The organism is Pseudomonas sp. S11P7, from assembly GCF_023195435.1.
GTDB classification, from domain to species: Bacteria; Pseudomonadota; Gammaproteobacteria; order Pseudomonadales; family Pseudomonadaceae; genus Aquipseudomonas; species Aquipseudomonas fluorescens_G.
Genome location: NZ_JALPKS020000002.1, coordinates 5449149 through 5474505, shown reverse-complemented (window position 1 = coordinate 5474505; position 25357 = coordinate 5449149). Strand labels below are relative to the sequence as shown.

Genomic DNA, 25357 nt, shown 5'->3' with positions numbered 1-25357 from the left:
TCGCCTCCCGCTGACGAGAGATCGGAAGCGCAAGTGGTTGAAGTTTTTGAAGAAATCTTCGAAAGCTTCTGAAAATAATCACTTGACAGCAAGTGAGGCTGCTGTAGAATGCGCGCCTCGGTTGAGACGAAAGATCTTAACCAACCGCTCTTTAACAACTGAATCAAGCAATTCGTGTGGGTGCTTGTGGAGTCAGACTGATAGTCAACAAGATTATCAGCATCACAAGTTACTCCGCGAGAAATCAAAGATGTAACCAACGATTGCTGAGCCAAGTTTAGGGTTTCTTAAAAACCCAAAGATGTTTGAACTGAAGAGTTTGATCATGGCTCAGATTGAACGCTGGCGGCAGGCCTAACACATGCAAGTCGAGCGGATGAAGGGAGCTTGCTCCTGGATTCAGCGGCGGACGGGTGAGTAATGCCTAGGAATCTGCCTGGTAGTGGGGGACAACGTTTCGAAAGGAACGCTAATACCGCATACGTCCTACGGGAGAAAGCAGGGGACCTTAGGGCCTTGCGCTATCAGATGAGCCTAGGTCGGATTAGCTAGTTGGTGAGGTAATGGCTCACCAAGGCGACGATCCGTAACTGGTCTGAGAGGATGATCAGTCACACTGGAACTGAGACACGGTCCAGACTCCTACGGGAGGCAGCAGTGGGGAATATTGGACAATGGGCGAAAGCCTGATCCAGCCATGCCGCGTGTGTGAAGAAGGTCTTCGGATTGTAAAGCACTTTAAGTTGGGAGGAAGGGTTGTAGATTAATACTCTGCAATTTTGACGTTACCGACAGAATAAGCACCGGCTAACTCTGTGCCAGCAGCCGCGGTAATACAGAGGGTGCAAGCGTTAATCGGAATTACTGGGCGTAAAGCGCGCGTAGGTGGTTCGTTAAGTTGGATGTGAAATCCCCGGGCTCAACCTGGGAACTGCATTCAAAACTGTCGAGCTAGAGTATGGTAGAGGGTGGTGGAATTTCCTGTGTAGCGGTGAAATGCGTAGATATAGGAAGGAACACCAGTGGCGAAGGCGACCACCTGGACTGATACTGACACTGAGGTGCGAAAGCGTGGGGAGCAAACAGGATTAGATACCCTGGTAGTCCACGCCGTAAACGATGTCAACTAGCCGTTGGGAGCCTTGAGCTCTTAGTGGCGCAGCTAACGCATTAAGTTGACCGCCTGGGGAGTACGGCCGCAAGGTTAAAACTCAAATGAATTGACGGGGGCCCGCACAAGCGGTGGAGCATGTGGTTTAATTCGAAGCAACGCGAAGAACCTTACCAGGCCTTGACATCCAATGAACTTTCCAGAGATGGATTGGTGCCTTCGGGAGCATTGAGACAGGTGCTGCATGGCTGTCGTCAGCTCGTGTCGTGAGATGTTGGGTTAAGTCCCGTAACGAGCGCAACCCTTGTCCTTAGTTACCAGCACGTTATGGTGGGCACTCTAAGGAGACTGCCGGTGACAAACCGGAGGAAGGTGGGGATGACGTCAAGTCATCATGGCCCTTACGGCCTGGGCTACACACGTGCTACAATGGTCGGTACAAAGGGTTGCCAAGCCGCGAGGTGGAGCTAATCCCATAAAACCGATCGTAGTCCGGATCGCAGTCTGCAACTCGACTGCGTGAAGTCGGAATCGCTAGTAATCGTGAATCAGAATGTCACGGTGAATACGTTCCCGGGCCTTGTACACACCGCCCGTCACACCATGGGAGTGGGTTGCACCAGAAGTAGCTAGTCTAACCTTCGGGAGGACGGTTACCACGGTGTGATTCATGACTGGGGTGAAGTCGTAACAAGGTAGCCGTAGGGGAACCTGCGGCTGGATCACCTCCTTAATCGACGACATCAGCTGCTCCATGAGCTCCCACACGAATTGCTTGATTCATTGAAGAAGACGAAAGAAGCAGCTTTAAGCTCCAAGCTGATAGCTCCAGGCTAACAGTTACGCGCTCGAAATTGGGTCTGTAGCTCAGTTGGTTAGAGCGCACCCCTGATAAGGGTGAGGTCGGCAGTTCGAATCTGCCCAGACCCACCAATTTTGTTATGGGGCCATAGCTCAGCTGGGAGAGCGCCTGCCTTGCACGCAGGAGGTCAGCGGTTCGATCCCGCTTGGCTCCACCATATAAACTGCTTCGTGAAAGCTTAGAAATGAATATTCCGAGAGAATATTGATTTCTAGTCTTTTGATTAGATCGTTCTTTAAAAATTTGGGTATGTGATAGAAAGATAGACTGAACGTTACTTTCACTGGTAACGGATCAGGCTAAGGTAAAATTTGTGAGTTCTCTTAGTTGAGAAATTCGAATTTTCGGCGAATGTCGTCTTCACAGTATAACCAGATTGCTTGGGGTTATATGGTCAAGTGAAGAAGCGCATACGGTGGATGCCTTGGCAGTCAGAGGCGATGAAAGACGTGGTAGCCTGCGAAAAGCTTCGGGGAGTCGGCAAACAGACTTTGATCCGGAGATGTCTGAATGGGGGAACCCAGCCATCATAAGATGGTTATCTTGTACTGAATACATAGGTGCAAGAGGCGAACCAGGGGAACTGAAACATCTAAGTACCCTGAGGAAAAGAAATCAACCGAGATTCCCTTAGTAGTGGCGAGCGAACGGGGACTAGCCCTTAAGTTGATTTGAGATTAGCGGAACGCTCTGGAAAGTGCGGCCATAGTGGGTGATAGCCCTGTACGCGAAAATCTCTTATCAATGAAATCGAGTAGGACGGAGCACGAGAAACTTTGTCTGAATATGGGGGGACCATCCTCCAAGGCTAAATACTACTGACTGACCGATAGTGAACTAGTACCGTGAGGGAAAGGCGAAAAGAACCCCGGAGAGGGGAGTGAAATAGATCCTGAAACCGTATGCGTACAAGCAGTGGGAGCAGACTTTGTTCTGTGACTGCGTACCTTTTGTATAATGGGTCAGCGACTTATTTTCAGTGGCGAGCTTAACCGAATAGGGGAGGCGTAGCGAAAGCGAGTCTTAATAGGGCGTCTAGTCGCTGGGAATAGACCCGAAACCGGGCGATCTATCCATGGGCAGGTTGAAGGTTAGGTAACACTGACTGGAGGACCGAACCGACTACCGTTGAAAAGTTAGCGGATGACCTGTGGATCGGAGTGAAAGGCTAATCAAGCTCGGAGATAGCTGGTTCTCCTCGAAAGCTATTTAGGTAGCGCCTCATGTATCACTGTAGGGGGTAGAGCACTGTTTCGGCTAGGGGGTCATCCCGACTTACCAAACCGATGCAAACTCCGAATACCTACAAGTGCCGAGCATGGGAGACACACGGCGGGTGCTAACGTCCGTCGTGAAAAGGGAAACAACCCAGACCGTCAGCTAAGGTCCCAAAGTTATGGTTAAGTGGGAAACGATGTGGGAAGGCTTAGACAGCTAGGAGGTTGGCTTAGAAGCAGCCACCCTTTAAAGAAAGCGTAATAGCTCACTAGTCGAGTCGGCCTGCGCGGAAGATGTAACGGGGCTCAAACCATACACCGAAGCTACGGGTATCACCTTCGGGTGATGCGGTAGAGGAGCGTTCTGTAAGCCTGTGAAGGTGAGTTGAGAAGCTTGCTGGAGGTATCAGAAGTGCGAATGCTGACATGAGTAACGACAATGGGTGTGAAAAACACCCACGCCGAAAGACCAAGGTTTCCTGCGCAACGTTAATCGACGCAGGGTTAGTCGGTCCCTAAGGCGAGGCTGAAAAGCGTAGTCGATGGAAAACAGGTTAATATTCCTGTACTTCTGGTTATTGCGATGGAGGGACGGAGAAGGCTAGGCCAGCTTGGCGTTGGTTGTCCAAGTTTAAGGTGGTAGGCTGAGATCTTAGGTAAATCCGGGATCTTAAGGCCGAGAGCTGATGACGAGTTACCCTTTGGGTGACGAAGTGGTTGATGCCATGCTTCCAAGAAAAGCTTCTAAGCTTCAGGTAACCAGGAACCGTACCCCAAACCGACACAGGTGGTTGGGTAGAGAATACCAAGGCGCTTGAGAGAACTCGGGTGAAGGAACTAGGCAAAATGGCACCGTAACTTCGGGAGAAGGTGCGCCGGTGAGGGTGAAGGACTTGCTCCGTAAGCTCATGCCGGTCGAAGATACCAGGCCGCTGCGACTGTTTATTAAAAACACAGCACTCTGCAAACACGAAAGTGGACGTATAGGGTGTGACGCCTGCCCGGTGCCGGAAGGTTAATTGATGGGGTTAGCTAACGCGAAGCTCTTGATCGAAGCCCCGGTAAACGGCGGCCGTAACTATAACGGTCCTAAGGTAGCGAAATTCCTTGTCGGGTAAGTTCCGACCTGCACGAATGGCGTAACGATGGCGGCGCTGTCTCCACCCGAGACTCAGTGAAATTGAAATCGCTGTGAAGATGCAGTGTATCCGCGGCTAGACGGAAAGACCCCGTGAACCTTTACTATAGCTTTGCACTGGACTTTGAATTTGCTTGTGTAGGATAGGTGGGAGGCTTTGAAGCGTGGACGCCAGTTCGCGTGGAGCCATCCTTGAAATACCACCCTGGCAACTTTGAGGTTCTAACTCAGGTCCGTTATCCGGATCGAGGACAGTGTATGGTGGGTAGTTTGACTGGGGCGGTCTCCTCCTAAAGAGTAACGGAGGAGTACGAAGGTGCGCTCAGACCGGTCGGAAATCGGTCGTAGAGTATAAAGGCAAAAGCGCGCTTGACTGCGAGACAGACACGTCGAGCAGGTACGAAAGTAGGTCTTAGTGATCCGGTGGTTCTGTATGGAAGGGCCATCGCTCAACGGATAAAAGGTACTCCGGGGATAACAGGCTGATACCGCCCAAGAGTTCATATCGACGGCGGTGTTTGGCACCTCGATGTCGGCTCATCACATCCTGGGGCTGAAGCCGGTCCCAAGGGTATGGCTGTTCGCCATTTAAAGTGGTACGCGAGCTGGGTTTAGAACGTCGTGAGACAGTTCGGTCCCTATCTGCCGTGGACGTTTGAGATTTGAGAGGGGCTGCTCCTAGTACGAGAGGACCGGAGTGGACGAACCTCTGGTGTTCCGGTTGTCACGCCAGTGGCATTGCCGGGTAGCTATGTTCGGGAAAGATAACCGCTGAAAGCATCTAAGCGGGAAACTTGCCTCAAGATGAGATCTCACTGGAACCTTGAGTTCCCTGAAGGGCCGTCGAAGACTACGACGTTGATAGGTTGGGTGTGTAAGCGCTGTGAGGCGTTGAGCTAACCAATACTAATTGCCCGTGAGGCTTGACCATATAACACCCAAGCAATTTGCTGACCTGAGAAGGCACCAGATTGCGGTGTGTGAAGACGAAACGAACCGAAAGTTCGAAGCGCACAAACACCGACAGCTGTCACATACCCAATTTGCTGAAGCGAGGCCATCTGGTCACGAGTCAGTACCCGAATTTCTTGACGACCATAGAGCGTTGGAACCACCTGATCCCATCCCGAACTCAGCAGTGAAACGATGCATCGCCGATGGTAGTGTGGGGTTTCCCCATGTGAGAGTAGGTCATCGTCAAGATTAAATTCCGAAACCCCAATTGCGAAAGCAATTGGGGTTTTGTTTTAATAGAAGTTCCTGTTTTTGCTGGCTTGTTACCGTGTTGACGGGCCAGATAAAGAATTTCTTGACGACCATAGAACATTGGAACCACCTGATCCCATCCCGAACTCAGAAGTGAAACGATGTATCGCCGATGGTAGTGTGGGGTTTCCCCATGTGAGAGTAGGTCATCGTCAAGATTCAATTCCGAAACCCCAATTGCGAAAGCAATTGGGGTTTTGTCTTTTCCGGACCCCGTAAACTCAATGATCAAGCGGGCCTGCGTGCCTTGCTGATGCGTCGAGCCTGCCATTTGCGCCACCAGATGTAGATGCCAGTTCCCGACAGACCGGCAATCACGACCCCCAGCATTGCGATCATGACCTGTCCGGTAACCCCTAAGATCCGTCCTCCATGTATCGGTAACTGCAAGCGGTAGAAGCGCTCCCCTAACGTTCCCTGTCCCGCTATCTCCTGACCTAATAATCGACCGTCCGTACCATGAAAGAACAGCCAGGATTTGCCATGCGCTTCGGTGTCATGCTGCCCGAACCCGGCGCCGTAAAAGTTGTATTCAAAGCTGTAATACAACTCCCCGATCGGAACTGTCAGCCCTAGCCTTTTTCCTTCCTGCAACGCCCTTTCGTATGCCTGTTGATAACTCAATTGCGTCGCGCCCAGCTCATCTGCAGGCATTCGTCCTCGCGCCTCGTAGACGCTCGGTTCGATTGGCGAAAACAACGACACGGCTGGCTTGAACACCTGACTCGGCAAGTTCATGGCGACGCTGCTGACAGCGATCGGCAGCAGCAACAACCACAGCCACAATCCCCCGGCGCGGTGCAGATCGAAGTTGAGCCGATAAGCGTGTCCGCCCTTTACTTTCCAGGCAGTCGACCACTTCATCCAGAATGGCTTTCCACGCGGCAACGTCAGCCAGAGGGCAACGAAACAATCGATCACCCAGGCAATCGCCACCAAGCCCATCAACCACAATCCCCAATTGCCCGGCAACGTCAGGTTGTAGTGAAACTCGAGAATGAACGGGATGAGATTCTCCCGTTGAAAACAGCATTCGCCCCAATAGCGCTGACCCTTCTGCTCGGCATTCACCGGATCCAGATAGAACACTTGATTGCGCTCATCGTATGGCTTGCCCGTGGCCGGGTTATTTCGCGCAACCGCGGCCAGCAATGCGCTGTGCCCTACCTCGGCTGGATACTCCATGTACCAGACTTGCAGCGTCGGATGTGCCTTCTGCACAGCGTCAACCAAATCACCGGGAGGCAATCGCTCGCCCACCGCAGACGCCGCATAAAATTGCGGATTCAACCACTCGTCCAGCTCATGATTGAACGCCAGAATGCTGCCCGTCAGTCCGGCCAGCAACAGAAAGACTGCGGTCGCCAAACCGATATAGCGGTGCAACAACACGAGATAAGCACGCATGAGAAATCCCCTACAAAAACGACGAAGCCAGCGCCTGATAGCTCAGGCGCTGGCTTTTTCATGCACGAAACAAATGGTTAGAACTGGTAGCTGACCGTCGCCGCGACATTGCGCTCTTCGCCCATGTAGCAGAAGTTCAGGCTGGCACAGGAAGCCACATAGGATTCGTTGGTCAGGTTGTTTGCATTCAGGCGTACGTCGACGCCTTTCAAACCAACCTTGCCCAAGTCGTAACCGATCGAGGCATCGAACAACGTATAGGAAGGCACCTTCAGGGTGTTTTCCGCATCGGCCCAGCTGTAGCCGACATAACGAACGCCACCACCCAGGCGCAGGCCATCGAGTGCGGCACTGTCGAACTTATAGTCAGCCCACAGCGAGGCCATGTGCCGCGGTGCCTGCGTCGGTGAGTTGCCTTTGTTTTCGATAACGTTTGTTGGCGTGCTCAAGGTGCTGACCATCGACTTCGAGTACTCGATGTCGGTAAAGGTGTAGCTGCCGAGGAGTTTGAGGTTATCGGTCAGTTGCGTATGCGCTTCCAGCTCCAGACCTTGAGAGCGGACAGCACCTACCGCGCGATAGAAATTTTCCTGCGGCAGCTTGGTCGCCAGGTTTTCCTGATCGATGCGGAACAGCGATGCTGTGAAAAGGTTGTCGGTGCCCGGCGGCTGATATTTCAAGCCGACTTCCCATTGCGTGCCGTCGGTCGGTGCCAGCGGATTGCCGGCGCTGTCGGCGTAGGAGTTCGGGTTAAACGATTCCGAGTAGCTGATATACGGCGCCAGGCCGTTTTCGAACAGATACAGCGCACCGGCGCGACCGGTCAGTTTGGTACGTCTATCGTTGATCTCGGTGCCGGCAGGTCGCCCTGCTTCGGCGATGCGGTTTTCGTCGGATGTCTCGACCCAGTCCTGACGCAGGCCCAGCGATAAACGCCACTGGTCCATCTCGATCAGGTCTTGCAGGTAAACCCCGGTCTGCTCCAGGCGCCGCAGATAACTGGTCTCACCGTACATATCAATGGCCGAGTTGCCGTACACCGGGTTGAAAGCGTTGATCGGAGCAAGACCGCCGCTGGTCCAGTCGACCACGGTTTTGCGCCGCTGATAGTCAGCGCCCAGAAGCACCGTATGTTTAGTCGCACCGGTGAAAAACTCGGCCTGAAGCATGTTGTCGACGATGAACGCATGCAGGCGCTCATCGCCACCGGTGTAATAGCGGTTCAGCTCGTTACTGGTCGGCGAGGTCCAGCCATAGGCGTAGACCTGATCCATGTTTACTTTGGAATCGAGGTAGCGGAAGTTCTGCCGTGCGGTGAAAACATCGTTGAAGCGATGCTCGAACTGATATCCGAAGGATTGCTGGTCACGCGAGTAACCATCGATGCCCGGCTCACCTTCAAAGAACTCCGTCGAGATACGCTGGCCGTTGCGCTGATGAATCGTACCGTCCGCCGGCACGCCACCGTGGTAGCCGCCATCCGGGTCGTGTTGCAGATAGGCCTGCAGTGTCAGCGAGGTATCTTCGCTGAAGTCGATGCTGAGGGTCGGCGCCAATGCGTAGCGCTTTTCCTTGTTGTGGTCGAATTGCGTGTCGGAGCGATCCGTTAAACCGGTCAGACGATAGGCAATGCGCTTGTCGTCATCGACCGGGCCGCTGAAGTCAAAACCGAACCCGCGCTGCCCCTGATTACCCACCGTCGCCTGTACCTGATGGTAGGCCTCGTACAGCGGTTTCTTGCTGGTCAGCGCCACCAGCCCGCCGGGCGAACTGCGGCCATACAGCACCGAAGACGGGCCCTTGAGAATGTCCACCCGCTCGAGGAAATACGGATCGACTTGCAGGGTGCTGTAAGTACCGCTATCACCCATCGACTTGAGGCCGTCGAGATAAATGTTGTCCACCGAGCCATCGTTGAAACCGCGCATCGCCACATAGTCGTAACGGTGGGTCGCGCCATACGGATTGGTCAGTACGCCCGGAGCGTAGCGCATAGCCTGAGAGACGGTTTGCGAGCCTTGGTCATCCATTTGCTCGCGCGTGACCACAGACACGCTTTGCGAAGTTTCAAGCAACGCGGTACTGGTTTTGGTGGCGATCTGACTATGAGTAGCGTTGTAGCCCGCCATGCTGCCCAATGCGTTGCCGAGGGCGAAGCCTTTGATGTCGGTGGTTGGTAAGGCCAGCGCTTCGCTCTCGGCGAGCGGGCGCAGAATGTAGCGACTACCATCCTGGCTGACCGCTTCCAGACCCGAGCCGCCCAACAAATGGCTCAGCGCCTGATCGGTGGAATATTCGCCCTGTACGCCGGGTGACTGACGGCCCTGAGTCTGTTGCGGGGTCATCGACAGGGTGATGCCCGCCTGACGGGCGAACTGATTCAACGCCTCGTCCAGCGGCCCCGCAGCAATGTCATAGCGTGGGCTGACCGCGCCGGCAGTGACGTCAGCGGCGAGGCTCAGGCCGGGCAATACACCGACACTCAGCGCAGTAGAAAACAGCGCGGCGCGAACGGCGTGCTGCAGCAGGCTCGATTCAACAGTGAAATTCAGAGAGTTCTTACAGTGGGCGCGGACAGTCATTGTGGGTTTCCGTAGGAAGTCGCAAACGCTTGGATTGAAGTGCTTACTGACTAAGCCGAAGCCCTTGCGAAAACCCGCCAAAAAATTTCACACCGCACGTTCCACGCTCACCCACCAGCGTGTCCGGTAACGCAATTGCACCGGCAGAGTCTGCGGCAGCAGCGCCAACAGTTTGTCCGTGTCCTCCAGCCGAAACACTCCGGACAGGCGCAGATCGGCAATCTCCATTGCACAATTGAGCACGCCATGACGGTAGCGCCCGACCTCCCTGAGAAAATCGCCGAGGCGCATATTGCGCGTGACGATCAAACCATCGACCCACGCGCCGGTGTCCATATCCGGTGCCGGCACCGGACGGATCTGCAGGTGGTCGATGCGGTAGCTCTGTCCTGCGACGGCTTCAACCGAATGGTCACCGGAAACAATGGCAACGCGGCCGCTGGTGACAGTGAGCCGGCTGCAATCGTCGTCCTGACGCAGGATGAAGCGGGCGCCAATGGGCGCGTACATACCGTGACGACTTTGCACGCGCAGCGGGCGATCGAACGGTGCGCCTTCGTCGGAGCCGCCACAGCTGACGATGATTTCGCCACGATTGAGTTTGATCAGACGCTGCTGCGCCGTGTAATGAAGATCCACCGCGCTGGCCGTGTTGAGCTCGATGCGCGTGCCATCGGGTAATTGAAAACCGCGCTGCTCACCCGTTGCGGTGGCGTAATCGGCGCTCCACTGCTGCCAGGCGCCGCTGTCCTTGGCCAGCCACGCGGCGGAACCCATCAGCAATGCGCCTGAGAGCAACTTCAAGGCCTGCCGCCGGCCCAGATTCTGCGCGCTGTTTTCCAGCGTGTTGAACGCCACCTGCGCGCCGGGCACCGCACGCAGGTTGCTGCTCAGTTCGGCTTGCAACGACTGCACGCGCTGCCAGGCCAGTTCGTGTTGATGATGTTCGGCCCGCCATTGTTCGCACTGGCGGTTCAGCCGTGGATTGCCGTGGTTGTTACGCAGGCGCAGCAGCCAGTGAATGGCTTGTTTGACCACTTGCGGTGGCGGCTCGGCGCGGCGGCCAAGTGCAGCATTGTCCAGCGGCATCAGTGCGCGTACCGCAAGACGTAACAGTGATACAGCGCCTCGGCGACGTAGCGTTCCACCGAGCGTAACGACAGCCCCATTTGCTCGGCGATCTGCTTGTGGGTCAGACCTTCGCACTGCGCCAGCAGAAAGGCCTGACGCACCTTCGGTTTCAGCCCTTCAAGCATGCGCGCGATGCTTTCCAGCAGTTCAATGATCAACGCGCGGGCTTCGCTGCCTGGCGTTTCGGCTTCGGGTAAGTGGGCGATGGTTTCCAGGTAGGCGCGCTCGATTTCTTCGCGGCGCCAATGATCGATCACCAAGCCGCGGGCGATGGTGCGTAGGAATGCACGAGGGGCCTTGAGTTCGAGGCGTTCGCTGCGTTGCAGCAGACGAACGAAAGTGTCCTGTGCCAGATCCGCCGCATCCGCTGCGTTGCCCAGCCGTGCGCGCAACCAGGTATTGAGCCAGCCGTGATGACAACGATAAAGCGTCTGTACCGCAAACTCGGGGGAGGACATGAACGCGACAGCCCGGACGTCACAAATGATAATTAGTCGCATTGTCTTCAAGGGTCGCAGAATTTGCAACCGCTGCTCACGCAACGCGCGGAAAAATCTTCCGTCAGCCGCTCTGGCCCGCCGTTCGGCGGGAATCCGCCAGAAACGCCATCCATTTCCTACGCAACCCTAAGATTTCTCCCACGCGTGCCGACAGACTGGTGAGACATGCGTGCACCAAAGTAGAGCGGCCGGAAGAACGCTGCCTGCGCTGTACATGGAATGTTGCATCCGGAACGCATCCCCACTTTTGGCATAAGAAGTCCCATGAAATGAATCTAAAGTTCAGCCATAAAATTCTGCTGGCCGCCTCGGGCGTCGTGGTCCTGGCGTTCGCGCTGTTCACGCTCTACAACGACTATCTGCAGCGGAGCACCATTCGCCAGAACCTTCAGTCTTCCGTTCAGCAGGCCGGTGATCTGACCGCCAGCAGCGTGCAGAACTGGATGAGCGGGCGGATTCTGGTGCTGGAAAACCTCGCGCAGAACGTCGCTCATCAGGGCAAGGACGCCGACCTGCCGGGGCTGGTCGATCAACCGGCTTTCACCTCGAATTTCCAGTTCACCTATGTTGGCCAGGCCAACGGTGTGTTCACCCAACGCCCGGACGCGAAGATGCCGGACGGCTACGATCCGCGTCAGCGTCCCTGGTACAAGCAAGCGGTGGCCGCGGATAAAACCATGCTGACTCCGCCGTACATGGCCGCGGTTGGCGGGCTGGTAGTAACCATCGCCATGCCGGTGAAGAAGAATGGTGAACTGCTTGGCGTGGTCGGTGGCGACCTGAGCCTGGAAACCCTGGTCAAAATCATCAACTCGGTGGACTTCGGTGGCCTTGGCCATGCGTTTCTGGTCAGCGCTGACGGTCAGGTGATCGTCAGCCCGGACAAGGATCAGGTCATGAAAAACCTGAAAGACATCTACCCGAACGCCAGCGTGCGCATCGAGAAGGGCAACCAGAACGTCGTGCTCAACGGCGAGGAGCGGATTCTGTCGTTCACCCCGGTCAACGACCTGCCGAATGCGCAGTGGTACATCGGTCTGTCGATCGATCACGACAAAGCCTACGCAGCGCTCAGCCAATTCCGCACCTCGGCGCTGATCGCTATGTTCGTCGCCGTGGCCGCCATTGCGTTGCTGTTGAGCCTGTTGATCAACGTCTTGATGCGTCCGCTGACCACCATGGGCCGTGCAATGCAGGACATCGCTCAGGGCGAAGGCGATCTGACTCGTCGTCTGTCGGTAGAAAGCAAAGACGAGTTCGGCGAACTGGGCAGTGCTTTCAACCAGTTCGTTGAACGCATTCACGCGTCGATATCCGAAGTGTCCTCGGCCACCCGCCATGTGCACGACTTGTCGCAACGAGTCATGGCATCGTCGAACGCGTCGATCGTCGGCTCTGACGAACAAAGCGCGCGCACCAACAGCGTCGCGGCGGCGATCAACCAACTGGGCGCCGCCACCCAGGAGATCGCCCGCAACGCTGCCGATGCTTCGCAACACGCCAGCGGCGCCAGCGAGCAGGCCGACGACGGACGTCAGGTCGTCGAGCAGACGATTCAGGCGATGACCGAGCTGTCGCAGAAAATCAGCCTGTCGTGCACGCAGATCGAAACCCTCAATGCGAGCACCGACAACATCGGCCACATTCTCGATGTGATCAAAGGCATCTCGCAGCAGACCAACCTGCTGGCGCTCAACGCCGCGATCGAAGCGGCGCGGGCCGGTGAGGCCGGGCGTGGTTTTGCGGTAGTGGCGGATGAGGTGCGTAACCTGGCTCACCGCACTCAGGAATCGGCGGAAGAGATTCACAAGATGATCACTTCGCTGCAGGTTGGCTCGCGTGAAGCGGTGACCACGATGAATGCCAGTCAGGCGTCCAGCGAGCAGAGCGTGGAAGTGGCCAATCAGGCCGGTCTGCGCCTGGTCAGCGTGACCCAGCGCATCGGCGAAATCGACGGCATGAACCAGTCGGTGGCCGCGGCCACGGAGGAGCAGACCGCCGTGGTGGAAACCCTCAACGTCGACGTCAACCAGATCAACCTGCTGAACCAGCAGAGCGTGGCCAACCTCAACGAGACGTTGAAGGATTGTGATGCGTTGTCGCAGCAGGCCAACCGGCTGAAGCAGTTGGTGGACAGCTTCAAGATCTGATAGCGGTTCGTCAGACCGCGTTATCGTTCAATCGCGGGCAAGCCCGCTCCCACAGGAATTTTGGCGAACACTTTATTTGTGACCGACTCGAATCCTGTGGGAGCTGGCTTGCCAGCGATAGCGGTGATCCATTCACCGCGAAGCCAAAGTCTTAAACAAACAGCTTCAAGACATTCCCCATCGCATCATCGGCAAACCCCTGCACAAAATCCCTGAACCCCGGCAGCGCTTCCTCCCCGCCCGAGGCCGGTTCGGCAATGATCGTCCACGTCGCCCGCGATTGCCCTTCGCCCAGCGCCTCGACATTCATCGCCGCCCACAGGTTGGCCACGCCCAAGGTGTTGTAAATCGTCGTCCAGGTCATGCTGCGCGCCTGCTCATCGCGGGAGTTGAGTTGTTCGACCACCACATTGCCGTCCTTGAAGATTTTCTTGCGCAGCGAGGACACGCCCTCGCCGGTCATTTCGATGTGCGACAGCGCCGGAATGAAACGCTCGAAAGCGCCAAAGTTGCCGACTATCGCCCAGACCTGCGCGGCGTCTGCCGGCACTTGTACCGAAGATACGACATGGCAGCCGTGCGGGTTTTTGATCAGGGTGTCCGGTTGCAGATTGCTCATGGTGTTGCTCCTTTTTTGTTGCGTCAGATGAAGTTGATCTGTTTCAGGTAGTCGCAGCCGCGGCGCAGCAGCGCCGGGGATTTTTGCGGGTAATGCGCGCCCATCTGCTGCACGCCGGCTTCAGCGTTGGCGTGACCGATCAGGGAGATATCGCCGATGTCTTCTTCGAAACCGTTGAGGTAGAAACCCAGCACGCCGAACAGCGCGTTGTCGGCGTCGACCCGGCTTAACTGCTGTTGCCAGTCGGCGACGCTGACCAGCGAAAACTCACTGCCGGTTTCGCGGAATGAAGCGACGTAGGCGTCCCAGCTCAGCGGCTCGGGGTTGTGCAGGTTGAACACCGCACGGTCGGGCGAATAACGGCTGGCATGGAAGGCGATGAAGCGGGCAAGGAAATCCACCGGCATCAGATCGAAATTCAGCGCGAAGGCCGGCACCTGGCCGAGCTGGATCGAGCCTTTGAGCATCAGCATCAAACGGTTCTTGTGCGGCTGGCAGACGCCGCTCAGGCTGTTGAAACTGATGTTGCCGGGGCGATACACATTGACCCGCACGCCACGCTCGCGAGCCCGTTCGAGAATGCGCTCGCCAACCCACTTCGACAGGTTGTAGCCATTGCGGATGTAGATCGGTGGCGTGGTCGCGGCCGGCAGTTCCAGCACCCGGCCTGCGTCGTCAACGGAACTGGAGGCCGACAATGTCGAGACGAAGTTGAAGACCTTTTTGCTCTGCCCTTCGCACAGGCGCAGCAGGGCAAAAACCGGCTCGACGTTGTCTGCGGCCAGCGACTCGTAATCGAGCACATGGTTGACGTTGGCGGCGTTGTGCACCAGCGCGCCGAACTCGTGATCGAGGCGCTGATAATCTTCGTCGCTCAGGCCCAGTTGCGGGCGCGCGATGTCCGCCGCATAGACCCGCACGCGACTCAGATCCAGATGCTCCAGGCGGTTTTCCCGCAACGCTTGGGCAAAGCGCTGCGCCGCTGTTTGCCCACCACCCTCGCGCACCAGACAGGCGACTTCGCTGGCACCCCAACCGAGCAGCGCCTCGACAATATGCACGCCGACGAAGCTGTTGGCGCCGGTGACGATGACCTTGTGCACATCGCCCATGCGGCTGATCGGCAACGCCTGGATATCCAGCGCGCGTTCGGCGTCGGCCATGGCCTGAGCGCTGAGCACGGCGCTGTCATCGCTACCGCGCACCAGGGTTGCGAGCTTGGCGATGGTCGGCTGTTCGATGAAGCGATTGATCGAAATGCTGCGGCCGAATTCTTCACGCAAGCGCAGCAACATCCGCGACAACAGGATCGAATGGCCGCCCAGGTTGAAGAAGCTTTCGTCGGTGGAAATATCGCTGTCCGGCAGCTCCAGCAACTCGGCCCAGATCTGCAGCAACAACGCTTCGTCAGCATTGCTCGGCAGGCATTTCCGCCCGCTGTCCTGCACGCTCACGGGCAACTCCAGCAACGCTTTGCGGTCGACCTTGCCGTTGCTGGCGGAGGGCATGCCGGGCAGTTCAGTCCACGCCACCGGTTGCATGTAGTCCGGTAGAAACTGCCGGGCGTGAGCCTTCAGTTCTTCGCGGGCAGTCGCTGATTGCGGCTGAGCGAGAAAAGCCAGAATCCTGCGTTGACTGTCGATCACTACCGCCACTTGCCGGTACAGCTGGCTCTCGCGCAAGCAGCGTTCAATCTCCTCTGGCTCGACGCGGAAACCGCGAATCTTCACCTGATTGTCGCGGCGCCCGCACAGCTCGATGCCCTGCTCGCCCCAACGCGCCATGTCGCCAGTGCGGTAGGCGCGCAGCGTCTGGCCGTCCGGCAGATTCAGTCGCAGATAACGCTCGGCCGTCTGCTGCGGATTGTTCAGGTAACCGAGACAGACACCGGGGCCGACGATGAACAATTCGCCAACGGTGTTCTCCGCCACCGGTTGCAGATCGTCGTCGAGAATCAGCACCTGGCTGTTGGCGATCGGCGCGCCGAGGCTGCGGTTGCTGTCGCCCGGTTGCAGGTGCCGCGCGGTAATCAGCACCGTGGCTTCGGTCGGGCCGTAGAGGTTGTGCAGCGTGCCCTGACGGGTCAGTTGTTCGATCACGAACGGCTCGCAGACATCGCCGCCGGTCATCACCTGCACGCCTTCAAGTTGCTCCAGCGGCAGGATGCTCAACAGCGCTGGTGGCAGGAACGCGTGGGTCAGTTGCCGGCGCCGGATCAGCGCCACCAGTTGTAGCGGATCGCGCCGTTGCGTGTCGTCGGGCACCACCAGTTCGGCGCCGGTGAGCAGGGTCGCAAAGATATCGATCAGCGATGAATCGAAGCTCAGCGAGGAGAACTGCAGCACTCGGCTCTCGGCATGCAACTGCGCGTAATCGGCGTACCACGCCGTGAAATGCGCGAGGTTGGCCTGGCTGAGCAGCACACCTTTCGGATGCCCGGTGGTGCCTGAGGTGTACAGCGCCATGCACGGCGCGTCGAGTTCGGGGCGCTGGCGCATCAACGGCAGGTTGAGATCCGCTGCGGCGCTGTCGATGAGGCTGACGTCCAGCCCTGGCATGGTGGCGCCGAGCGGATGCTCGCCGTCATGCAGCAACAGCAGCGCGCCGGCGTTTTGCACAATGTACTGCTGGCGCGGCAACGGATGGCTCGGCTCCAGCGGCAAATACACGGCGCCGCTGCCCAGAATCGCCAGGATCGATGCGAACAGCTCGGGGCTTTTCGGCAGGCAGACCGCGACGATCCACGGCTGCGGATGCGGCTCCAGCAACGCTTGCAGGCGCTGCTGAATCGCTCGGCTGTGGGCGTGCAATTGGCGATAGCTGATGCAACGTTCGCCGAGGTGCAGCGCCGGCCGTTCGGCATGCTGAATCAAGCTCTGTTGCAGGCGCTCGATAACGCTCACCTGTGCCTGTTCCAGCAGTGCTGCATTCACCGTGTCGTTGCGCCGATGGACGTAAGCCAGGCTGTCGAGAAAACGCAGGTTTTCCAGGCGCTCGAAATCCGGCGCGCTCAGCGGGGCGAGGTGTTGCAGGTAGTCGCCGTCGCGGGACAGACGACTGACCAACAGCGCCACTTCATCGACCACATGCGCCAGGACTCGCTGACGCAGCGCCTGACCGTTGCCTGACGGCTCATCGCCGATCGGCACGCGGCTGATCATTGACGAGCCGCGAAAGCACAGCAGGTCGAGGACCGGCAAACCGGCGCGACTCGCACCGACGCCCAGACGCAAATGCAGGTGCGGGATGGCGCAGCGATCGCCAGCACCAATAAAGCCATCGTCGATGATCAGATCCACCGCCGCTTGCGCGGCAGCATTGCGCTGCACCGCGTGACCGTGTTGTTCAAGTTCCAGCGCCAGATCAGTCATGGCCTGGCTGGCGCCGATCAGCAAAATGTCGAGACGTTTCATGAAGACCTCCTTGTCACACCAGATAGTCACGCAGGGCATGCTGCACGCAGGGCGCGTCGAGCAGCGAGCTGTTGTGGAAGAACCTGACGATGTTGCCCACCAGCGGGTGATGGCGATTGATCGGGAAGGCCAGGCCGGCCATTTCCTCTTGGAGCGAACAGCGCGTGGCTTCGCTGACCGGCAGCGCATCGATCAGGCGCAGGTCGAAGGACTTCTGAATGTCGTTGGTCAGGTAGTGGCCGATGAACACCGGCAGAATCTGCGCGATGGTTTCGCGGTCGGCGTCGCTCGCGGTGTGCCAGTAGATGCGCACCATGCGTGCCCAGAAACTCGAGTGGCGACCCTCGTCGAGCAGGTGATCGGCCATCAGCCCCTTGATCGACGGTTTGACCGAGTCGTCACGGGCGAACGCGGCGACGTCGCCGGTCACGGTGTTTTCCGCGATGGCTACGCAAATCAGTTCTACGGCGCTGCGCAAATGCTCCGGCGCCAGCGCCACGGCGGCGGGAATTGCCCGGCTCAGCTCGATCTGATCGGGTAGCTGAATCGGTTCGATACCGGTCATGGCCACCGTCTGCTGCATGAAATCCATCGCCACCAGCGCGTGGTAATCCTCATCGACCACCACGGTCATCGCGTCGTAACGACAGGCGAAGGGGAATGCCACGGCGAAGCGATTCTTGGCGATGCTGCGCGCAGTCTTGTCGACGATTTCCGTCTCGAAAATCACTACGTCGTTGATGAACTTGTACAGCGTCTGCACGAGGGCGAAATCCCGTTGTTCCGGGCATTCGCGCAGGAAGGTTTCGCTGAGCACCAAGGGTTGGCGGCTCAGCGGATAGATCAGCCGCTCGTCGTCTTCCAGTACCCGGCGCGGCCGGGTGCGAATGGTTGCGCGCTGTTCCCAGGCGTCGGCGAAGGATCGATAGTCGGCGGCGTTCATTGGGCCACCTCCGCCAACGGTTCGCGCATGCTCAGGCGCAGGCCGTCCCACAGCGCAATACGGCTTTCCACGGCGGCGACGGCGCTGGCGTAGACCTCGGCCTGGCGTTGCGGGTCGCCGTCGACCAGGCGCTGAAGCAGGTGCTCGGCCGCCGGGCCGTGATCTTCGGAGTCGACCTCGATATGCCGTTGCAGGTAATAGCGAAAGGTCGGCGCCTGCTCGATGCCGATGCCCCAGTCATCGAGAATGCGCTGGAACATGCTCGGGATCACGCTCTCGCGGCCGTGCAGAAACGCCGCAGCGACGCTGTGCCCCGGCGCATGCAGCGCTGTGTGCAAAGTGTCGCGGACGAACTGCGCGGCGGCCGGATCAACCTCGACGCTTTGCAGCGCGACGTCGTAGCTCACACCTTCCTGTTGCAGCGCGACAAAACGTTCGACCGCTGTGGTGCTGGCGCCGATTTCGCGCATGGCGTCCAGGTACAGCTCGAAATGGCTGTAGTGCCCATCGGCCAGACGATCGTCCGACTCTTCGCCGAGCACGATTTCATTGATCAGTCGCGCGGCCTGCGGATCGCGCGGTGGCAACCAGGGCAATCGGGTGCAGGTCAGTTCCTGTTGCAGACGCTTGGTCAGCGACATGAAGTCCCATACGGCGAATACATGGGTTTCCATGAAACGACGCAATATTGATAACGAACTGATCTCGGCAAATATCGGATGATTGCTGAGTTCGACTTTCTTCAAGGCGAGTTGGTGCTTGGAAGGCATGATGACGTCCTTAATCATTGGGGTGAAATGGAACTGCTTGTGCAATGGCGCAATTAATACTGCACCGGGTTAGTTGTGTGTCTGTATCGTGTGAAGTTGGATGCCGGCAAACAAGCTGCCCGGCGTATGTCTACGCAAAGTCCTGCTGTGCAAGCGTGCAGCCTATGCGGTGCGCTACGTCAGGGCGCCGCGTGCCGAAGTGAACGCAAGCTTTAACTTCGGCGAGGAAAAAACTAATACAGATGGCAAACATTTAACAAGTGCAATTTTAATTATTTCAAGTTTGCTGTTTTTCAAAGGCGCAAAGTTCCAATAAGACTTTCGTAAAAAGTTTTATTTGGGCGTAGTTACTCCTTTCAGCCAATAATGGCCAAAATTGGATGACAAGAGTGAATGCCTCACTCGAAGCAACTTTTACTGAAGAAATCGGTTTGATTAAGAGGGGACGAAAGTTGGCCGGGACCGGCGCCTGAACTTCCTTTTGTCCCGTGACAAGGCTCCTTCCGTAGGTTCCTGTTGCGGGGACTGCACCGTCAGGGCGGCGCGTCCCCGTTCTGTATGGGTGGCCGTTCAAGAGTGCGGGTAATTTTTCGCCACGGCTATGACCGATTCGCCGTTGACGAGCCGTGACGATCGGGCCGCGCGTAGCGGGGAAGGGCGATGGCGTGCGCGGACCCGCCCACCGCAGGGCGGGCGATCGCTAGGGGATTTGTAAGCGGGTAATTCGCGGGGGTACGGGCTCAGCGGCCGACAGTGCGGCTTTGCGCGGCAGGCGTGGCGAGGTAGCGGGTGATGACATCGACACCGCGGTTGAGGTGTTGCTCCAGCAGTTCGATCGACAGCTTGATGTCGCGGTCGCGAACGGCTTGCAGCATTGCCCGGTGATCGTCCTGAGACAGTTTGCCCAGGCCCATCGACTCAAGGTTGAAACGCAGGAAGCGCTCTTCTTCGTTGAGCCCGTCCTCGACCAGACGCAGCAGGCGTTTGTTCGGCGCTTTGCTGTACAGGGCCATGTGGAACAAACGGTTGAGCCGGCCGATTTCGGTGTAATCGTGCTGCGCTTCCAGCGCCTCGATATACGCGGCGGCTTGGGCGTGATCGGCTTCGGTCAGCAGTGGGATCGACTGACGCATGGCTTCGGATTCGAGCAGAATGCGCAACTCGTAGGTTTCGGTGGCATCGCCCTGAATCAACGGCGCGACCACTGCGCCTTTATGCGTAGTCACACTCAGCAGATCCTGGGCCTCGAGCTGGCGCAAGGCTTCGCGCACCGGCATGCGGCTGACGCCGAACAGATCGGCGAGATCCTGCTGGCGCAGCGCCGTACCGCAGGGCAGACGTCCATCGAGAATCGCTGAGCGCAGGGTTTCTTCGATGACCGAACGGGCCAGATGCGCAGGAATCGGTCCGTCGACTTTAATGCTGTGCAGCGGTTTGGGCTTCTGTGTCACGACTACGCACCCTGTAGGTCGGTGATTTGGATCCAAATGACACTAGTGATTGCTCTACAGCTTGTCAAACCGTGTAGAGGAATGAGGCAACTTCTATAGTTTAGCGTGCAGCGATGATCTCATGGTGCCATTGTTTTTTGCCGGACTAAGCTGCAACATCGAACGCCTTCCTCCCTGCTCTCTGGAAATCTGCTGTGGCGGTACGTTTCGCGATCTCCCGGACGTTGCGCTGGTCAGGCTGCGCACTGCTGCTGGCCGGCGTCATGCTGGGCGGTCTGCATGCCGATTGGGATTTTTCCGCGATCAGCCGCAAGGCCACGGCGCTTTACGGACCGCTGGGCGCCGGTCAGCAACGCATCGATGCCTGGCAGAATCTGCTGGCGACGCAGCAGCAGGCCAGCGAAATGGACAAACTGAAAGTGGTGAATCTGTTTTTCAACAAGCAGGTGCGCTATGTCGAAGACATCGACCTGTGGCGTCAGGTCGACTATTGGGAAACCCCCATCGAAGCCTTGTGGAAGGGCGCTGGCGACTGCGAAGACTATGCGATCGCCAAGTATTTCAGCCTGCGCCATCTCGGGGTGTCCAGTGACAAGCTGCGCATCACCTACGTCAAGGCACTGCGCCAGAACCGCGCGCACATGGTCCTGACATACTATGCGACCCCCGATGCGATGCCGCTGGTGCTCGACAGCCTGATCGATCCGATCCAGCCGGCATCGCAGCGAACCGATTTGCTGCCGGTCTACTCTTTCAATGCCGAGGGTCTGTACCTGCCGGGGGCCAAGGGCAATAAGAAGGTCGGCGACACCAAACGCCTGTCGCGCTGGCAGGATGTCTTGAAGAAAATGCAGGCCGAAGGTTTCCCGGTCGAGACGACTAACTAGGAGCACGCGCTCAGATGTCTTTGTTCAAACAGCTGTTGATCGCTATCTGTCTGTTCCTGGTGGTCGCCTTCACCGGCAGCTTCATGGTCAGTCTGGAAAGCTCGCGCACCCAGTACGTCAACCAGTTGCGTTCCCATGCGCAGGACGCCGCGACGGCGCTGGCCTTGTCGCTGACACCGAATATCGATGACCCGGCGATGGTCGAGCTGCTGGTCAGCTCGATTTTCGACAGTGGTTATTACGCGAGCATTCGCGTGGTCGATGTGAAGACCGATCAGACCATCGTCGAGCGCAGCGGCATTCCGGCCGTGAGCAATGTGCCGGACTGGTTCGTCAAACTCATCGGCCTGGAGCCGGCCGGTGGCGACGCCTTGGTCAGTCGCGGCTGGGAACAGGCAGCGCGGGTCGAAGTGGTCAGCCATCCGATGTTTGCCGTGGCCAAGTTGTGGCAGAGCGCGTTGGGTAGTCTCGGTTGGCTGTTGCTCTGCGGTGCGCTGAGCGCGGTACTCGGTGCGTTGCTGTTGCGTCGGCAACTGAAGCCGCTGGACTACATGGTCCAGCAATCCCACGCCATCGCCCGGCGCGAATTCCTCAGCTTGCCGCAGTTGCCGCGCACGCCGGAATTGCGCCGTGTGGTGCAGGCGATGAATCAGATGGTCGAGAAGCTCAAGGCGCTGTTCCAGGAGCAGGCCGAGCGCAGTGAAAAACTGCGCGCCGAGTCCTATCAGGACAACCTCACCGGGCTGGCCAACCGGCGTTATTTCGAGATGCAGTTGAATGATCGAGTGAGCAATCCGGAGCAGGCCAGTTCCGGTTATCTGCTGCTATTGCGGGTCAAGGATCTGGCCGGCCTCAACCAGCGCCTCGGCGGCCAGCGCACCGATGAATTGCTGAAAGCGGTGGGCGAGCAACTGTCGCGCGAATGCGCCAAGTACCCGGAAACGCAGAACCTCGTCACGCGGATTCGTGGCGGTGAATTTGCCGTGCTGGCGCCGGGGCTGGTCCGCGAAGAGGCGCTGCAACTGGCGCAGAACCTCGACAGCGCGCTGAGCAGCCTGCACGCGACGGGCGCTACCGACGTCGCCGCAGTGGCTTCGATCGGTCTGGCGCCGTTCGCTGACGGGGATTCGCCGCAGCAGGTCCTGACCTTGGGCGATCAGGCGCTGGCGCAGGCCGAAGGGCAGGGCGAGCAGAACTGGGCGTGCATCGAACAAGGCCTGACCGCCGAGGTTGGCGATGATCACCACGCCTGGCATCGCTTGCTCGATCAGGCGTTGAATCAGCAGCGTTTCGAGCTGTATTTTCAACCGGTGGTGGCGGCGCAGGACACGCAACTGGTGTTGCATTACAAGGTGCTTTCGCGCCTGCTCGATGAGCAGGGCCAGACCATCCCCGCCGGACGCTTTCTGCCGTGGCTGGAGCGCTTCGGCTGGACGGCGCGGCTCGATCGCCTGATGCTCGAGCGCGTGCTGGAACAAATGCAAGAGCACGAAGATTCGCTGGCGCTGAACCTGTCTTCGGCCACCCTCGCCGATCCGCAGGCGTTGAACAAGATCTTCGAGATTTTGCGCACACACTCCAACCTCGGTTCGCGCCTGACCCTGGAAATCGGCGAAGAGCAGTTGCCCGAACAAGCGCTGCTGGAACAACTGACCCGGCGTCTGCGCGAATTGGGCTTCTCCTTGAGCCTGCAGCGCTTTGGCGGCCGCTTCAGCATGATCGGCAACCTGGCGCGGCTGGGCCTGGCGTACTTGAAGATCGATGGCAGCTACATTCGGGCGATTGATCAGGAAAGCGACAAGCGCCTGTTCATCGAAGCGATCCAGCGCGCGGCGCACAGCATCGATCTGCCGCTGATTGCCGAGCGGGTCGAGACCGAAGGGGAGCTGTCAGTGATTCGCGAGATGGGCTTGTATGGGGTGCAGGGGCAGTTGCTGGGTGAGCCGAAGCCTTGGCGGTGAGTCACCGAAAAAGCAACCCTCACCCTAGCCCTCTCCCTGTATGTACCGGAGACATGGTGGACACATGTTCGGAGACATGGTGGACGGTTTTAGATCTTCTTACCTGCCGTCACGATCTGCAAGTTCAAGTCGATTCGGGCGATACGATGTCTACTCCAGTAGACATCGTGGATGCCGTCCTCCGTCGTCTCCCTGATCGCTATGCACCTGCCATAAAAAGCCTTTCCGATCTTGTATTCCCGATTCCTCCAGAAGATTTCGCCTCCCACCTGTACCTTCCTGACCACATCTGCGTCGTTGTACTCCGGTTCCGCCGGTCGCTCCTGATATTCCCGTGGGCTGCCACTGTAACGAGCCGCCGGCACCGCCATGCCCAGCGCCTGATGAGGGCGTTTCTGGTTGTAGATGTCGCGCCAGGTATCAAACGCCCGTTGTGCGTCGTCGAGATCGGTGAAAAACCGGCCTTGCAGGACTTCATTTTTCAGGCTGCGGTGGAAGCGCTCCAGTTTTCCCTGAGTCTGCGGATGATAAGGCCGGGAGTGACCGACCTTAATGCCTTGGCTCATCAGCCAGACTTCCAGCGCAGTATAAACGCCAGTCTGATCGCCCCATGGCGAGCCGTTGTCCATCGTCATGCGCAACGGCAGACCGTAGCGTCGAAACGTCCGGATTAGATGGTCTTGTACAGTTTGGCGCTGCTCATTGGCACATGCGGCAATGCACAGCGAAAAGCGTGAGTGGTCGTCCAGTATTGTGAATGGATGGCAGCGTCCGTGACTCAGACTGAAATGTCCCTTGAAGTCGATCTGCCATAGATCGTTAGGCGCTTCGTGCTCAAAGCGGATAAATGGTTTGATCTCGGTAGCCTTTGGATCAACACGCGAATGACGCTGCAAAACCGCATGCACAGTGCTGACAGAGGGCATCACAGCGCCTTCATCTTCCAGCACGCGCTTGAGCTTGCGGGCACCCCAGGCGTCGTATTGCTGACTCATGGTCAGAATCTGCTGCTCAACCTCATCAGCACAACGTTTCGGTGATGTTTTCGGTCGACGGGACTGATCGTGCAACCCCTCTACACCTGATATTTCAAACCTGTTGAGCCATTTGTAGGCAGTACTTGGGCTGATATTGAATCGACGGCAAAGCTGCCGAACATTCGCTCCTTCTTGCCGAGCCAAATGCACAAACTCTGTACGAAGTTGCATGGTGGATGCCTCTTGCCAGGACACAGGTCATCTCCTTGATGATGAGCAATGTGCCTATTAAAAAGTGTCCACCATGTCTCCGAACACCTGTCCACCATGTGTCCGGTACATACACTCCCAGAGGGAGAGGGGACTGACCGTGGGATATTGATCTAATACGCCGACCTGCAAGAACTCCGTTGAATCCATAATCGACCCGATCTCTCAGGTCGACGGATAGCGCCAGACACCTCGGTCGGCGCCCTCTCCCTCCGGGAGAGGGCTGGGGTGAGGGTCCGCTCTTGATTCCGGGTGGATCAGATCAGCCCACCCTCATCCTCATCGATCAACTGGCTCAACCCGCCCAGCGCCTCACGTGCCTGGTTGCGGTCCATCAGTTTGGCCTGGGCTGCGGGTGGCAGGTCGGTGACGCGGATCACGCCTTTCTGGGTCAGCACCTGAATCAGGTCGTCGAGCACCCGAATCATCTCGAAGTCGCTCTGCTTGAGCTGCTTGAGGCTGTTCTCCACGGCTTCGTTGGCGTACCACGCCTGGATTTCATGGTTGTCGGCCGGCAGTGTTTCCGTGGCTTCGGCGTATGCCGCGGCTTCCACGCGAATCAACTGGCCTTGCGCATCGCGTTGCACGTAAAACATTGAGCATCCCTCGGAAAAGAACCAGCGTCGTGCTGTCAGCAGCATAGCCAACTGTGCGCAAGTATGCGGTGCAACGATGAAATCGTCACCGGGGTGACTGACACAA

The 25357-nt window shown here is 57.8% G+C and carries 15 protein-coding genes, 2 tRNA genes and 4 rRNA genes; 10 read left to right on the top strand and 11 right to left on the bottom strand.

Annotated elements, in window-relative coordinates:
* The first annotated feature begins 307 nt into the window (after positions 1-307).
* The 6 genes from M0746_RS24985 (at position 308) to rrf (M0746_RS24960) (ending at position 5752) form a co-directional block, all read left to right on the top strand.
* A 16S ribosomal RNA gene (locus tag M0746_RS24985) occupies positions 308-1844 on the top strand.
* A gap of 123 nt (positions 1845-1967) precedes the next feature.
* Positions 1968-2044 (top strand) — tRNA-Ile (locus M0746_RS24980).
* A gap of 10 nt (positions 2045-2054) precedes the next feature.
* A tRNA-Ala gene (locus tag M0746_RS24975) sits at positions 2055-2130 on the top strand.
* A gap of 235 nt (positions 2131-2365) precedes the next feature.
* A 23S ribosomal RNA gene (locus M0746_RS24970) occupies positions 2366-5259 on the top strand.
* Positions 5260-5415: 156 nt separating this feature from the next.
* Positions 5416-5531: ribosomal RNA gene (rrf, locus tag M0746_RS24965) — 5S ribosomal RNA — on the top strand.
* A gap of 105 nt (positions 5532-5636) precedes the next feature.
* Positions 5637-5752, top strand: a 5S ribosomal RNA gene (gene rrf / locus M0746_RS24960).
* Together the 16S, 23S and 5S rRNA genes with 2 tRNA genes alongside form the textbook arrangement of a ribosomal RNA operon.
* A 70-nt stretch (positions 5753-5822) precedes the next feature.
* On the opposite strand, the gene M0746_RS24955 is transcribed toward rrf (M0746_RS24960), so the two are convergent.
* From M0746_RS24955 to M0746_RS24940, 4 genes are all read right to left on the bottom strand, one after another.
* Positions 5823-7001: a PepSY-associated TM helix domain-containing protein gene (locus tag M0746_RS24955; protein WP_258450991.1), complete on the bottom strand. Its 1179-nt coding sequence runs from the start codon at positions 6999-7001 to the stop codon at positions 5823-5825.
* A 77-nt stretch (positions 7002-7078) separates the two neighbouring features.
* The gene (locus M0746_RS24950; RefSeq protein ID WP_258450990.1) at positions 7079-9583 is read right to left on the bottom strand and encodes a TonB-dependent siderophore receptor; all 2505 of its coding nucleotides are present in this window, start codon (positions 9581-9583) and stop codon (positions 7079-7081) included.
* Positions 9584-9670: 87 nt separating this feature from the next.
* Positions 9671-10672 carry a FecR domain-containing protein gene (locus tag M0746_RS24945; protein WP_258450989.1) on the bottom strand — a complete coding sequence of 334 codons (1002 nt, stop codon included), beginning with the start codon at positions 10670-10672 and terminating at the stop codon, positions 9671-9673.
* On the bottom strand, positions 10672-11172 hold the full coding sequence (locus M0746_RS24940) for a sigma-70 family RNA polymerase sigma factor (RefSeq protein WP_258450988.1): 501 nt from the start codon (positions 11170-11172) through the stop codon (positions 10672-10674). The genes M0746_RS24945 and M0746_RS24940 overlap by 1 nt, the downstream gene beginning before the upstream one ends.
* Positions 11173-11483: 311 nt before the next feature.
* Here M0746_RS24940 and M0746_RS24935 point away from each other — a divergent pair, with 311 nt between their 5' ends.
* Positions 11484-13364 (top strand): methyl-accepting chemotaxis protein, encoded by a 1881-nt coding sequence (locus M0746_RS24935; protein ID WP_258450987.1) that lies wholly within the window; start codon positions 11484-11486, stop codon positions 13362-13364.
* A 151-nt stretch (positions 13365-13515) separates the two neighbouring features.
* Here the strand turns inward: M0746_RS24935 and M0746_RS24930 are convergent, their stop codons facing one another.
* The 4 genes from M0746_RS24930 to M0746_RS24915 are packed head-to-tail and all read right to left on the bottom strand — an operon-like array spanning position 13516 to position 19109.
* Positions 13516-13983: an SRPBCC family protein gene (locus tag M0746_RS24930; protein ID WP_258450986.1), complete on the bottom strand. Its 468-nt coding sequence runs from the start codon at positions 13981-13983 to the stop codon at positions 13516-13518.
* A gap of 23 nt (positions 13984-14006) precedes the next feature.
* Positions 14007-17396: an amino acid adenylation domain-containing protein gene (locus tag M0746_RS24925; protein WP_258450985.1), complete on the bottom strand. Its 3390-nt coding sequence runs from the start codon at positions 17394-17396 to the stop codon at positions 14007-14009.
* A 13-nt stretch (positions 17397-17409) separates the two neighbouring features.
* Positions 17410-18339, bottom strand: a complete 930-nt coding sequence (locus M0746_RS24920) for a diiron oxygenase (RefSeq protein WP_258450984.1) — start codon at positions 18337-18339, stop codon at positions 17410-17412.
* Entirely contained in the window at positions 18336-19109 is a 774-nt protein-coding gene (locus tag M0746_RS24915) for a DUF3050 domain-containing protein (protein ID WP_274705850.1), read from the bottom strand. Before M0746_RS24915 ends, M0746_RS24920 begins: the two co-directional genes overlap by 4 nt.
* Positions 19110-19209: 100 nt before the next feature.
* Here M0746_RS24915 and M0746_RS24910 point away from each other — a divergent pair, with 100 nt between their 5' ends.
* Positions 19210-19425, top strand: a complete 216-nt coding sequence (locus tag M0746_RS24910) for a hypothetical protein (protein ID WP_258450983.1) — start codon at positions 19210-19212, stop codon at positions 19423-19425.
* A gap of 424 nt (positions 19426-19849) precedes the next feature.
* On the opposite strand, the gene M0746_RS24905 is transcribed toward M0746_RS24910, so the two are convergent.
* Positions 19850-20560, bottom strand: a complete 711-nt coding sequence (locus M0746_RS24905; RefSeq protein ID WP_258450982.1) for a GntR family transcriptional regulator — start codon at positions 20558-20560, stop codon at positions 19850-19852.
* Positions 20561-20754: 194 nt separating this feature from the next.
* Here M0746_RS24905 and lapG point away from each other — a divergent pair, with 194 nt between their 5' ends.
* Complete coding sequence (lapG, locus tag M0746_RS24900) at positions 20755-21447, top strand: cysteine protease LapG (protein WP_258450981.1); 693 nt, start codon at positions 20755-20757, stop codon at positions 21445-21447.
* A gap of 14 nt (positions 21448-21461) precedes the next feature.
* Complete coding sequence (gene lapD, locus M0746_RS24895) at positions 21462-23408, top strand: cyclic di-GMP receptor LapD (RefSeq protein WP_258450980.1); 1947 nt, start codon at positions 21462-21464, stop codon at positions 23406-23408.
* A gap of 89 nt (positions 23409-23497) precedes the next feature.
* Here the strand turns inward: lapD and M0746_RS24890 are convergent, their stop codons facing one another.
* Together M0746_RS24890 and M0746_RS24885 are read right to left on the bottom strand one after the other, a co-directional pair.
* The gene (locus M0746_RS24890; protein WP_446731279.1) at positions 23498-24640 is read right to left on the bottom strand and encodes an IS481 family transposase; all 1143 of its coding nucleotides are present in this window, start codon (positions 24638-24640) and stop codon (positions 23498-23500) included.
* Between the two features lie 272 nt (positions 24641-24912).
* A complete protein-coding gene (locus M0746_RS24885) occupies positions 24913-25251 on the bottom strand; it encodes a tryptophan synthase subunit beta (protein ID WP_090288078.1) in 339 nt (112 codons plus the stop codon).
* Between the last annotated feature and the right edge of the window lie 106 nt (positions 25252-25357).